The sequence below is a fragment of the Propionicimonas sp. genome, from assembly GCF_047606205.1.
GTDB lineage: Bacteria > Actinomycetota > Actinomycetes > Propionibacteriales > Propionibacteriaceae > Propionicimonas.
The window spans coordinates 1-12,274 of sequence record NZ_JASGES010000022.1 but is presented as its reverse complement, the minus strand read 5'-3'; the positions used below and the strand labels follow the sequence as shown (position 1 = coordinate 12,274).

Below are 12,274 nucleotides of genomic sequence, written 5' to 3'. Positions count from 1 at the left end.
GCCCTGGTGGTCGCCGGGTCGGCGGCCGGCCTGGCCTGGTGGCTGCCGCTGGTCGCCGTCGGGCTGGCCGTGCTGGCCTGCCTGTGGCTGCTCGCCCGCTGCGTCCGCCGCTTCGGCGGCATCACCGGCGACGTGCTCGGCGCACTCGTCGAGGTGGCGGCGAGCGTCCTGCTGGTCGTCCTGGCGGCCAGCCCCGTCCACGCCTGAGCGGGGACAGGGGCAGGCGGCCTGGAGCTCAACCCCGGCGCGTCGCGACCAGGGCGAGGCACGTCCAGGCGACCGGGACGGTCCCGCCGCGGGCGTCGATCGCGGCCGCGACCCGGGTGAGCACGGCCGACTGCCGCGCCGCGTCCAGCCGGGTCATCGCGCCGCTCGTGCGGAGCTGGTCGAGCCACTCCTCGCTGCGGTACTCCGCCCGCCAGTCCGCGCTCCACTGCTCGGGATCGGCGAAGCGGCCGTCCACACGGATCGCGTCGGCGGCGCGGTCGAGCACCGGCTGGTAGGACGCCGCACCGCCCGGCCGGCCGCGAAGGTCGAACGGCGCGTCCGGGACCGCCGCGGCGAACGCCTCGGCGAACGCGACCGCGACCGCCGGGTCCGGCGTGGACACGTTCCACAACGGCACCAGCAGCCCGTCGGGACGCAGCACCTCCGCCGCCCGCGCCGCTCCGGCGCGGGGATCGATCCAGTGCCATGCCGTACCGGCGAGGACCCCGTCGAAGCTCCGACCGGCGTCGTTCCAGTCCTCGAAGCGCGCCACGTCGACGTCCAGCCCGCCCGCGCGGGCGAAGCCGGCCATCCTCGCGTCCGGCTCGACACCCCGGACGAGACATCCCGCGGCCGCGAGCTGCCGGGCGAGGATGCCGGTGCCGCAGCCGACGTCGAGCACCTCGGTGCCGGGCAGCGCGGCGATGACCCGGGCCAGGAGATCGGCCGGGTACTCCGGCCGGGTGCCGTCGTAGAGGCCCGCGTCCACCCCGAAGGACTCGGCCATCGCCCGGGCGTCGTGCGGTTGGCTCATCCGGCCTGCTCCTTCGTCGGGTAGCGCGCGGCCACACCGGCGAGCACCACGTCGAGGTACGCCTCGAACCGCTCGGCGGGGTCCTCGAAGAGGTAGCGACCCGAGGCGCGCACCAGCGGGGCGTCGTCGCCCAGGGCCGCGTCCCGTTCGGCCAGGGGGTAGCGGTCGCCCGAGCGCTCCTGTTCCTCGATCACGAAGCCGACCACGAAGGCCGTCACCAGCTGGGCGGCCGCGACGCCGTGTTCGAGGCTGATCCCGGAGGCGACGAGGCGCTCGAGCCACGGCTCCTGCGCGCGCAGGACGCCGGGGTCGGTGAGCTTGGTGCCGCTGAACGTGCGGGCGCCGTCGCGGTGGGCGAGGTACTCCCTGCGCAGCACTCGCGCGTAGGCGGCGAGACCGTCCGACCAGGTCTCGCCCTGCGGCTCGTCGCTGAGCGCGGCGGCCACGCGGCGGCTGATCTCGGTGCCCATCTCGTCGAGGATCTCCTGCTTGCTGGCCATGTGCCAGTACAGGGCGGGGGCCTTCACCCCGAGGCGGTGCGCGAGGGCCCGGGCGGTCACCCCGTCGATGCCCTGCTCGTCGAGGAGGTCGAGTGCCGTCTGCACGATGAGCTCGCGGCTGATGCCCTTGGCCACGTTGACAGTTTAACAGTGTTAAGGCACGCTGGAAGCGCAACTGAACTTAGTTAAGGAGTTGTCATGAAAGCAGTCGTGATGACCGCGCCGGAGACGAGCCCGACCGGCGGCACCTTCGGCGAACCGGAACCGCGGCCCGGCGAGGACGTCGTCGAGCTGATCGGCGCCGGTCTGCACCAGGTGGTCCGGTCGAGAGCCTCCGGAGCGCACTACAGCAGCGCGGGCATGTTCCCGAACGTCCCCGGTGTGGACGCCGTCGCGCGCACCTCTGACGGGCGCGTGGTCTACACGGGCTGGATCCGTCCGCCCTGGGGCACCATGGCCGAGCGAATGGCGGCGCCGGCCGGGATCGAGCTGCCCCCGCGGGCGGACCCGCTCGCTGTGGCGGCGGGGGTCAACCCCGCGATGTCGGGCTGGTTCCCGCTGGCAGGGCGGCGCGAGGAGAACGGCTCCCTCGGGACGGTGCTCATCGTCGGCGCCACCGGCATGTCGGGACGCCTGGCCGTGCAGTCGGCGTTCGCGCTCGGCGCCGATCGGGTCGTCGCGGCTGGACGCGACGCCGGCCGGCTCGAGGAGGTCGCCGCCCTCGGTGCCACCCCGGTGTCGCTCACCGGGCCGGACGCGGCGTCCGCCCTGGCCGACGCGCTGGCCGGCGAACGCCCGTCCATCGTCCTGGACTATGTGTGGGGACCCGCTGCGGAGACGGCCTTCGAGGCCCTGAACCGGTCCGGCTTCGACGAGGACGGCGGTGTGGACACCGTGTACACCCAGATCGGTGGACTGGCCGGACGCACGGCCGCCGTGCCCGCGGACCTCCTGCGCAGCCGGCCGATCCGGATCCTCGGCAGCGGGCTCGGCTCCGTGTCGAACGAGAAGCTCCTCGCCGGCCTGCCCGGCGTGATCGGGCTGATCGCCGACGGCACCCTCGCCGTCCCCTACACGCCGTTCCCGATCGAGGACGCGGCGGCGGCCTGGGCGCACACCGGCGATCGCGCCGTCATCGTTCCCTGACCGCCGCACGCCGGCGTCCGGCCCGGCCCGCGGCCGGGGCACGGAGGGCGGGCTGTCACCGAGGGCGACCGAGCCGGTCGCAGCCGGGTCACAGGGTCAGCGGGCGGCCGGCCACGAGCAGGACCACCTGGTCGCAGGCCGCGCCGATCGCCTGGTTGATCCGGCCGAGATTGTCGGCGAACACGCGTCCGGCGCGGTACTCCGAGACCAGGCCCCAGCCCACCTCGTTGGTGACCACGACCACGTCGTGCGGGTGGGCACGCACCGCCTCGGCGAGCGCACCGGTCTGGGCGGAGAGCTTCGGCAGCCAGTCGGCCTCGTCGGCGTCCCAGGCCTGCCAGCTGTCCAGCAGGCGGGTCAGCCAGGTGCCGAGGCAGTCGATCAGCACCGGACCGCCCGCCGCGGCCAGTTCGGAGGCGAGAGCGAGTGTCTCCACGGTCCGCCACGCGCCGGGACGCCGCAGCCGGTGAGCGGCCACCCTCGCCGCCCATTCGGCGTCCCGAGCCGGGTCCGCGGGGTAGCCGGGGGTGAGGTAGCTGACCGGCGCCTGCGCGTCCATCAGGGATTCGGCGTACCGCGACTTGCCGCTCCGGACGCCGCCGGTGACCAGGACGTGAGCCATGCGTCGAACCCTACTGACCCCGGGGCGTGCGTGGCTGGTCCGCGGTGTGCAGGGGATCCGCGTGCCGACCCGCGCGGGCAGCCTCAGAGCTGGCCGGCCCGGAGCCGGTCCGCATCGGCCCGGTAGCCACGGGCATGCCCGGCGAGGTCGGGGTTCGCGAGTCGCACGGACGCGGCGTCGCTGAAGTCGGCCAGCGCGAGCAGCCGCTCGACCACCACGGGCAGCAGGTCGTCCGGTGCGAGCACCGATCCGTAGGCCGCCAGCAGGCGCTCCAACCGCGCCCGACGAACCTCGTCGCCGGCGGGCTCGTCCGGCTCCGACCAACCGGTCAGCGGCACCAGGCGATAGGCGAGGTGGGCGAGGTCCCACTCCCTCGGCCCGGGCGCGGCGTAGTCGAAGTCGATCACACCGGCCAGCCGGCCGCCGGCGAAGACCAGGTTGTAGGGGGCGAAGTCGTTGTGGCAGACCACCTCGGCGGGCTCGCGGACGGGGGAGCGCCAGCCGTGGCGAACCCCGGCCAGGGGGACGGACGCGTCGTGCAGCCGGCGCAGGAGGACGGCCGCGTCGCGGATCACCCCGTCCGACCACAGCCAGGCCGGCATCGGGTAGCCCGGCACCACGCCGGGGACGAAGCTGAGCCGCTCGCGACCGTCGGCGGTGCGTCCCCGCGGACGCGGCGTCCCCTCGATCCCGGAAGACGCGTACAGCGCCAGCAGCCGGTGCACATTCGGCGTCCAGGGGCCCGCGACCCGGCGCACCTCGTCGCCCAGCCGCGTGACCGGTCCCATGTTGCCCCCGGCGAGCGGCTGTTCGATGTCCATTCCCGGATGCTACGACGCCACCGCCCGGGCGCGTTCAGGCCGGGCCCGCACGGTGCTCCTCGGTCGCCAGCCGGACGCACGCGGCAGCCACCCGCATCGCCGTTCGCACCTCGTCGAGCGGCGGACGGGTCGGCGCGATCCGGATGTTGCGGTTCTCCGGGTCGTGCCCGCCGGGGTAGGTCGCGCCGGCCGGCGTCAGCGAGACGCCCGCGGCCTTCGCCAGCTCGACCACGCGGGACGCGACCGGAGCCGTGGTGAACAGCGAGCTGAAGTAGCCGCCGCGGGGCGTCGTCCAGGTGGCGTAGCTCCCGTCCAGACCGAGTTCGGCCCCGAGCACCTCGTCCACGACGGCGAACTTCGGCGCGATCAGCGCGGCGTGCGCGCGCATCAGCCCCTCCAGCCCGCCGGGACAGTCCTCGAGGAAGCGGACGTGGCGCGCCTGCTCCACCTTGTTCGGGCCGATGCTCTGGGCGGCCAGGTAGCGGGTCAGCCAGGCGATGTTGTCGACCGAGCTCCCGACGAAGCCGAGCCCTGCGCCGGCGTAGGTGATCTTGCTCGTGCTGCCGAACACGAAGGCCCGATCGGGTCGCCCCGCCGCGGCGCACAGGCCGACCAGATCGACGGTCTCGACCGGTTCGCCGAGATGGTGGGCGCGGTAGGCGTCGTCGGCGAAGATCGTGAAGTCGGGTGCGGCGGCCTCGATGGACGCCAGCCGCGCGGCCTGCTCCGGGCTGATCGTCTCGCCGCCGGGGTTGGCGTAGGTGGGCACGAACAGCACACCCTTGACCCGCGGGTCGGACGCCGCGGCCGCGATCGCGGCCACGTCCGGGCCGTCGGGCTGCATCGCGACGGCCACCAGCTCGAAGCCAAGGGTGCTGAGCAGGTCGAAGTGCCGGTCGTAGCCGGGCGTGGTGACGACCATGCGCGGCCGCTCGTGGACCCAGCCACCCCGCGAGGACCGGACGCCGTGGAGCAGCGCGAAGCCGAGCACCAGACCCTGCAGTTCCAGCGAGGAGTTGTTCCAGACCACCGTGTTGGCCGCGTCCAGCCCGAGGTAGCGGCCGAACAGCGCCCGCGCGGCGGGCAGCCCCGCCACCCCGCCCGGGTAGTTGCGCAGGTCGAGCCCGTCCTGGGTGGTCGTGCCCGGCGTGACGGCCGACAACAGCCCGTCGGAGAGCGCGAAGTCGGCGTCCGAGGGCTGCCCGCGCTGAAGATTCAGGGTCAGCCCGAGTGCCGCGAGCTCGTCATAGCGGGCCTGGGCATCGGCGAACGGCGTGGTCATGAGCTCTCCTCCGAACGACCGGGGACGGTTCCTCTTTCGGTCCAGGCTCCGGTGGACCGAAAGAGGAACCGTCCCCGGATGCCGATCAGTAGCCGACGGCCTTCAGGGTCGCCCTGATGGCCGCGGCCGACTTGTTCAGCAGAGCGATCTCGTGGGCGTCCATCGGGAACTCGTAGACCCGCTCGATGCCGGTCGGCCCGACCAGGCTCGGCACGGAGAGCGCGATGCCGGAGATGCCGCGGTAGTCGGTGAGGACGCTGGAGAGGGGCCAGATCTTGTGCTGGTCGCCGATGATCGCCTCGACCAGCCGGGCACCGGCGAGGCCGATCGCGTAGTTGGTGGCGCCCTTGCCCTCGATGATCGAGTACGCGGCGTGGACGGTGTCGTAGGCGATCATCGCGAGCTCCTCCTCGCTGAACAGCTTCTGGCCGGCGTCGTCGGTCCAGTCGCGGATCGGGATCTGCGCGATCGACGCCGATGACCAGATCGGGAACTCGGTGTCGCCGTGCTCGCCGAACATGGCCGCGTGGACGTTGGACAGGGACACGCCCGCCCGCTTGGCGATCGCCCAGCGCAGCCGGGAGGTGTCCAGCAGCGTCCCGGTCGACAGGACCCGGTGCACGGGCAGCCCGCTCACCTTCTGGGCCACCACGGTGAGCACGTCGCAGGGATTGGTCACCAGCACCAGCACCGCGTTCGGTGCCTGCTCGAGGAGCTGCGGGACCAGCTTGGTCATGATCCCGGCGTTGACACCGGCGAGGTCGAGCCGGGTCTGGCCGGGCTTCTGCCGCGCTCCGGCGGTGATGATGATCACCGAGGAGTCCTTGACGACCTCGATGTCGGCGCCGCCGCTGACGATCGAGGTGGGCGTGAACTGGGTGCCGTGGGCGAGGTCGTGGACCTCGGCGTCGACCTTCTTGGCGTCGATGTCGTACAGCGCGATCTGGCGGGCGGAGCCGCGGATCAGCGCGGCGTAGGCGATCGAGGTGCCGACCGAGCCGGCTCCCACCACCGTGAGCTTGGAGTTGGCGAGGTTCAGGCTGGCGACGGACTCTGCGGTCATGGCCGCCAGCCTAGTGCTCAGCCGGCTCCCGCGAGGGCCGGCGCGGAGTCGTCGGGGAGCACGACGACCGCACGGACGAGGCGCTCCATGCCGGCCCGCCAGGCGTGGTCGCTGTCGGGTTGACCGGTCAGGATCGCGTCCAGCCGGGTGCGCTCGCAGTAGGCGTCGAGAGTGAACAGCAACTGGTCGATCGGGATCAGCAGCCGGGCCCCGTGCCGTTCCAGCGCCTGGGCGAGATCGGCGATCGAGAGCTGGATGGCGTTGCCCTCGATCTGCACCAGGGCGGGACGGAAGCTCGGGTGGCGGAAGGCGTACAGCCGCAACTCGGCCCGCACCAGCACCCAGTTGTCGTCGAGGGTGATGCCGATGTCGAGCACGGCCACCACCCTCGCGATGATCTCCTCCAGCAGCGCGGCGCTCACCGGCGCGTCCGGGATCATCCCGAGCGCGCGTCGCGTCGTCTCCAGGAGCTGCTCGCCGCGCTGCCGCACGATCTCGAGGCAGAGGTCCTCCTTGCTCTCGAAATTCGAGTAGAAGGCTCCCCGGGTGAAACCGGCGCGCTCGCAGATCTCCTCCACGCTCGCACCCTCGATGCTCTTCTCCGCGAACAGCGCCGTGGCCGCGTCGATGAGCAGGTCGCGGGTGTGCTGGCGGCGGCTGCTCACTGTTCCCGTGGTGATGGCACACCTCCTCGTCGCCTCGCCGTCGGCGTCGATACACCAGTGTATCGGATGCGTCAGTGTATCGGATACAGTTCTGTATCGCGTGGGTCGCGAAAGGGGATCAGGTGTCGTCGTTCCTGTATCGGATCGGTCGGGCGAGCTATCGGCGTCGCGGGCGGGTCCTCGCCGGCTGGCTGCTGGTGCTGGCTGTCCTCGGCACGCTGGCCGCCACGCTCGGCGGCTCGTTCAACGACACCTTCGAGATCCCCGGTGCCGAGTCGACGACCGCACTGGCCGAGCTCAAGGTGACCTTCCCCGAGGCGGCGGACGCGACCGCCACCGTCCTGATCACGACCCCGGAGGGCAAGCTCCTCACCGACAAGGACGTGAAGAAGGCCGTCGAGGCATGGTCGGACTCCCTGGAGGACATCCCCTGGGTGAACGGGGTGATCGGCCCCTACAGCGACTACGTGGACGGCCTGATCAGTGCCGACGACACCAGCGGACGGGTGATGGTCCGCGTCCAGGGCACCTCGTCCACCTTCACCGACGCCCAGCGCGAGGAGCTCACCACCGCCGTCGAGACGCTCGAGCAGACCCTGCCCGGTTCCCGCGTGCTCATCGGCGGGGAGGTCTTCTCCATCCACGTGCCCCACATCACGGTGGTCGAGGCGCTCGGCCTCGTCGTGGCGCTGGTCGTGCTGCTGATCACCCTCGGTTCGGTGGTCGCGTCGATGATGCCGATCGGGACGGCGATCGCAGGCGTCGGCATCGGCGTGCTGGTCGTCCAGGTCGCCGCGGGAGTGATCACGATCAGCTCGACCACCCTGATGCTGGCGATCATGCTCGGCCTGGCCGTCGGCATCGACTACGCCCTGTTCATCCTCTCCCGGCACCGCGACCAGCTCGCCGGCGGTATGGACCCGGAGGAGTCCGCGGCCCGGGCGATCGGCACGGCCGGCTCGGCCGTGGTCTTCGCCGGCCTGACCGTGATCATCGCCCTGATCGGGCTGAGCATCTCCCGCGTCCCCTTCCTCGCCGTGATGGGCATCTTCGCTGCCGTCACGGTCGCCTTCGAGGTGCTCCTCGCGCTCACCCTGTTGCCGGCGTTGCTCGGCTTCGCCGGCGAGCGGCTGCGGCCCAGGCCCAAGCGCTCCCGGGCCGTCGCGTCCGCCCCGCCCGCCGCCGACTCCTCGGAGTCTCTGCCGCCCACGACCGGCTCGGCTGCTGACACCTCGGCCAAGGCGGGGGCCAGGGAGGGGGCACGGCGGTTCAGCGCGTCCGCGTGGTGGGTGGGCGTGGTCACGAAATGGCCGGTGATCACGATCGTGCTGGTTCTGGTCGGGCTGGGGGCGCTGGCGCTGCCGACGAAGGACCTCTACCTGGCGCTGCCCACGTCCGGGCGCTCACTGCCGGGAACCCAGGACCGGGAGACCTTCGACGAGATCTCGCGCATCTTCGGCGTCGGCTTCAACGGCCCGCTGATCGTCACCGGCTCGATCGTCGAGTCCGACGAGCCGCTCGACATCATGGACTGCCTGCGCGACGACATCACCGCGATCCCGGGGGTGCGGATGGTCGCCTCCGCCACGCCCAACGAGAACGCCGACACGGGCATGGTGCAGATCATCCCGACCACCGGCCCGGACGATCCGGCGACCGCCGACCTCGTGCAGGAGCTGCGCAGTCGTCACGACCACTGGCAGCAGACCTGCGGCATCGACACCTCCATCACCGGCTTCACCGCCGTCCAGATCGACGTGACCAACCAACTGTGGGGGGCGCTGCTCCCGTTCGGCGTCTTCGTCGTCGGCCTCTCGCTGGTGCTGCTCACCATGGTGTTCCGCTCGATCTGGGTACCGATCAAGGCGGCCGCCGGCTACCTGCTCAGCGTCGGCGGCGCGTTCGGCGCGACCACGCTGGTGTTCAACGAGGGCTGGTTCAAGGAGGTGATCAACCTGCCCGAGGCGGGTCCGGTGATCAGCTTCCTGCCCATTATCCTGATGGGCCTGCTGTTCGGCCTCGCGATGGACTACGAGGTGTTCCTGGTCTCCCGGATGCGGGAGGAGTTCGTGCACGGCAACACCACCCGCTCGGTCGAGGACGGGTTCGTCCACTCCTCGAAGGTCGTCGTCGCCGCGGCGCTGATCATGTTCAGCGTGTTCGCGTTCTTCGTTCCCGCCGGCGAGGGCGCGATCAAGCCGATCGCCTTCGCGCTCGCCGTCGGGGTGGCGTTGGACGCGTTCGTCGTCCGGATGACCCTGGTGCCGGCGGTGATGAAGCTGCTCGGACGCCACGCCTGGTGGCTGCCGGCCTGGCTGGACGCCCGGCTGCCGGCGCTCGACATCGAGGGCGAGGCGCTCACCCGGCAGGTGCACCTGGCCGACTGGCCCGCGGCAGGGGACACGGCGGCGATCGTGGGCGAGGGGCTCAGCGCGGAGGTGGGCGAGCGGACGCTGTTCGCCGATCTCGCGGTGCGGGTCGAACCCGGTCAGGTCCTGGTCGTCGAGGGCGAGCACGCGCCCCGCCGCGCGCTCCTGCTCGCGCTGGCCGGCCGCGTCCGGCTCAGCGGGGGCAACCTGAAGGTGCTCGGTCGGGTCCTGCCGGAGGAGGCGCCCGTGGTGCGCAACCACATCCCGGTGCTCGGGGCGTCGGTTCCGCACTTCGGCCGCGTCCTGAAGCGGCAGGCCGGCGGCATCGTCGTGGTGGACGGGGCGGACGAGCTCTCCGACACCCAGGACCGGTCGCTGCGCCGCGCGCTGGCCGCGTCGGCAGGAGCAACGGGGGAGGGGGAGCCGGTCACCTGGGTCCTCGGCGTCCTGCCCGGCTCTGATCTCGAGGCCCAGCTCCCGGTGCCGTACCAGGTGCTGAAGCTGGCGTCGCACCTCGCTCTGGAAGGAACGAACCGATGAACGTCGAACGCCTGGACGCCGGTCCCGTGCGCTGGTACACGCTGCTGGGGCTGGTGCTGGTGCCGTTGCTGGTCGCCGGCGGGTTCCTGCTCGCCGGGGTGAACGCGGACAGCCGCCTGCACACCGTGCAGGCCGCGGTCGTGAACCTCGACGAGGCGGTGACGATCGACGGGCAGTACACGCCGTTGGGCCGCCAGCTCACGGCGAACCTGGTGGACTCCGACCGGACCGAGAACCTCACCTGGGTGCTCCAGAACGAGACGAACGCCCGCGCCGGGCTGGCCACCGGCGAGTACGCGGCGATGGTGGTCATCCCGAAGAACTTCTCCGCCGCGGCGACCTCGTTCTCCGACAACGACGGGGACACCGCGGAGCAGGCGACGATCCAGGTGTACACCTCCCCGGTGGCGGGCGTGGCGGACGCGACGCTGGGCCGGCTGGTGGCGAGCGAGGCGGCGTCCACGCTGAACTCCACGCTCACCGAGGCCTACCTCACGCAGATCTACCTCGGCTTCAACGAGACCGGCAAGCAGTTCGTCACCCTCGCCGACGGGTCCGACCAGTTGGCCGACGGGGCCCGGAAGCTGGCCGACGGGATCAGTGCGGCGTCCGACGGAACCCGGAAGCTGTACACCGGCCAGCGTGCGCTCGCCGACGGGCTGGGCGAGATGGCCGGGCGGACGGCGTCGATGCCGAAGGACATCCGCAAGCTCGCGAACGGGGTGAGCGACTACGTGGACGGCGTGAACACCCTCGTCGACTCCTCGACGGCGGGCCAGCAGACGATGATCTCGACGGTCAAGCAGTTCGAGGCCGGGGCCGGCCAGCTCGCGACCGCGTTCGGTGATTTCGGCTCGAACACGCAGCTCGTCCAGGGCGCCACCCAGGCCGCCGAACAGGCGGCCGGCCAGGTGTCCTGCCCGACGTTCAGCGACGACGAAGCCACCCAGACCGCGATCTGCCAGGGCTTCAAGGCGGGTCTCACCGCCGGCGCGGACGTCGGTGCGAACGTCGGCGTGGCGGCGGCCGGCCAGGCCGCGCAGCAGGGCGTCGAGCAGTTCGGGGCGGGGCTCACCCAGTTCCGCGAGGGACTCGAGTCCGCGGCGAACGACAAGGACACCGCCGCCCAACTGGCCCAGTTGAAGGCCGGGGGCAGGAAGCTCGTCTCCGGGACCGACGAACTGGCCGACCAGATGCCGGCCCTGGTGAAGGGCATCTCCCAGAGCGCGGACGGGGCGTCCCAGCTCGCCGACGGCATCGACTCCCTCGGTGCGGGGCTGATCAGCGCGTCCGACGGCGGCCAGAAGCTGGCCGACGGCATGCGGGAGATGGCCGACGGCATCGCCGACGGCAAGGACCAGCTGCCGAGCTACAGCAAGTCCGACCGGGAGAGCCTCTCGACCGTGGTCGCCTCGCCGATCGACACCTCCGCGCTGAGCGGGCTCGCGAACGCCAATGTCGGCTGGGTCAGCCTGCTGCTGGTGCTCGCGCTGTGGCTCGGTGCGCTGGCCACCTACTCGGTGGTGAAGGCGGTCGGTACCGGTCTGCTGAACTCGGCGGAGTCGACCGCCGTCCTGATCGCCCGCGCCCTGGTGCCGGGTCTGGTCATCGTGGGCGTGCAGGCGGTCGTGGTCGCCGCCCTGGCCCAGTTCGGGCTGGACCTCTCGCCGCAGAAATGGCTGGCCGTGACCGGCGTGCTGCTGCTGGCGGGGGCGACGTTCGTCGTGGTGAACCACGCCCTGGTCGCGTGGCTGAACGGGGTCGGGCGACTGATCTCGATCCTGTTCGCCGTCCTGACGTCCGCATCGGCGTTGATCGGGGCCGCGCCGGAGGCGTTCGCCGTCCTGCGGGGCTTCTCACCGCTGTCGCCGGCCTTGGACTCGATCCGCGCGATCGTCACCGAGTCCAGCGGAGCCACCACCTCTGCGTTCGTCCTGGTCGGCTGGCTGCTGCTCGGGTTCACCGCCAGCGCCGTCGCCGTCGCCCGCCGTCGCACGACCACCCTGGCCGCCGTCCTCGCCGCGGGCTGACCACTGGTTGCCTGCTCGGTGGGTCGGCCACGGACGGCGACGCGGACCCGGAGACCCGGACGGCGTGGGGCGACCGGGTGAGCGGCTACTGCTGCGGGCGGGAGTTCACCGACGGCGGCTGGCCGGGGGCGTCGAGGGCTTGGCCGGGGGCCTCGACGGGCTCGGGCGGCGGGAGGGCCGTGACCCCGGTTCCGACCTCGGCCTGACGGGACGCG

General features: G+C 72.2%; 11 protein-coding genes. 4 read left to right on the top strand and 7 right to left on the bottom strand.

The window, feature by feature from the left end; all coding sequences use genetic code 11:
• Window positions 1-207 (top strand): adenosylcobinamide-GDP ribazoletransferase (locus tag QM633_RS01365; RefSeq protein ID WP_415151923.1); only part of this gene is annotated, 207 nt, incomplete at its 5' end.
• 28 nt (window positions 208-235) lie between these two features.
• On the opposite strand, the gene QM633_RS01360 is transcribed toward QM633_RS01365, so the two are convergent.
• Window positions 236-1,021, bottom strand: coding sequence for a class I SAM-dependent methyltransferase (locus QM633_RS01360; RefSeq protein WP_415151922.1), 786 nt, complete (start codon window positions 1,019-1,021; stop codon window positions 236-238).
• Window positions 1,018-1,656: a TetR/AcrR family transcriptional regulator C-terminal domain-containing protein gene (locus QM633_RS01355; RefSeq protein WP_415151921.1), complete on the bottom strand. Its 639-nt coding sequence runs from the start codon at window positions 1,654-1,656 to the stop codon at window positions 1,018-1,020. The genes QM633_RS01360 and QM633_RS01355 overlap by 4 nt, the downstream gene beginning before the upstream one ends.
• Window positions 1,657-1,719: 63 nt before the next feature.
• Here QM633_RS01355 and QM633_RS01350 point away from each other — a divergent pair, with 63 nt between their 5' ends.
• A complete protein-coding gene (locus tag QM633_RS01350) occupies window positions 1,720-2,667 on the top strand; it encodes a zinc-binding dehydrogenase (protein WP_415151920.1) in 948 nt (315 codons plus the stop codon).
• Between the two features lie 88 nt (window positions 2,668-2,755).
• On the opposite strand, the gene QM633_RS01345 is transcribed toward QM633_RS01350, so the two are convergent.
• The 5 genes from QM633_RS01345 to QM633_RS01325 form a co-directional block, all read right to left on the bottom strand.
• Window positions 2,756-3,289 carry a bifunctional adenosylcobinamide kinase/adenosylcobinamide-phosphate guanylyltransferase gene (locus tag QM633_RS01345; protein ID WP_415151919.1) on the bottom strand — a complete coding sequence of 178 codons (534 nt, stop codon included), beginning with the start codon at window positions 3,287-3,289 and terminating at the stop codon, window positions 2,756-2,758.
• Between the two features lie 83 nt (window positions 3,290-3,372).
• Window positions 3,373-4,110, bottom strand: coding sequence for a phosphotransferase (locus QM633_RS01340; RefSeq protein WP_415151918.1), 738 nt, complete (start codon window positions 4,108-4,110; stop codon window positions 3,373-3,375).
• Between the two features lie 34 nt (window positions 4,111-4,144).
• Complete coding sequence (locus tag QM633_RS01335) at window positions 4,145-5,392, bottom strand: aminotransferase class I/II-fold pyridoxal phosphate-dependent enzyme (RefSeq protein ID WP_415151917.1); 1,248 nt, start codon at window positions 5,390-5,392, stop codon at window positions 4,145-4,147.
• 85 nt (window positions 5,393-5,477) lie between these two features.
• Window positions 5,478-6,455, bottom strand: a complete 978-nt coding sequence (locus QM633_RS01330) for an L-lactate dehydrogenase (protein ID WP_415151916.1) — start codon at window positions 6,453-6,455, stop codon at window positions 5,478-5,480.
• Window positions 6,456-6,472: 17 nt separating this feature from the next.
• Window positions 6,473-7,120, bottom strand: a complete 648-nt coding sequence (locus QM633_RS01325; protein WP_415151915.1) for a TetR/AcrR family transcriptional regulator — start codon at window positions 7,118-7,120, stop codon at window positions 6,473-6,475.
• 122 nt (window positions 7,121-7,242) lie between these two features.
• On the opposite strand from QM633_RS01325, the gene QM633_RS01320 reads away from it, so the two are divergent.
• Window positions 7,243-10,029, top strand: coding sequence for an MMPL family transporter (locus QM633_RS01320; protein WP_415151914.1), 2,787 nt, complete (start codon window positions 7,243-7,245; stop codon window positions 10,027-10,029).
• Entirely contained in the window at window positions 10,026-12,059 is a 2,034-nt protein-coding gene (locus QM633_RS01315) for a YhgE/Pip domain-containing protein (RefSeq protein ID WP_415151913.1), read from the top strand. The genes QM633_RS01320 and QM633_RS01315 overlap by 4 nt, the downstream gene beginning before the upstream one ends.
• The last annotated feature ends 215 nt before the right edge of the window (window positions 12,060-12,274 follow it).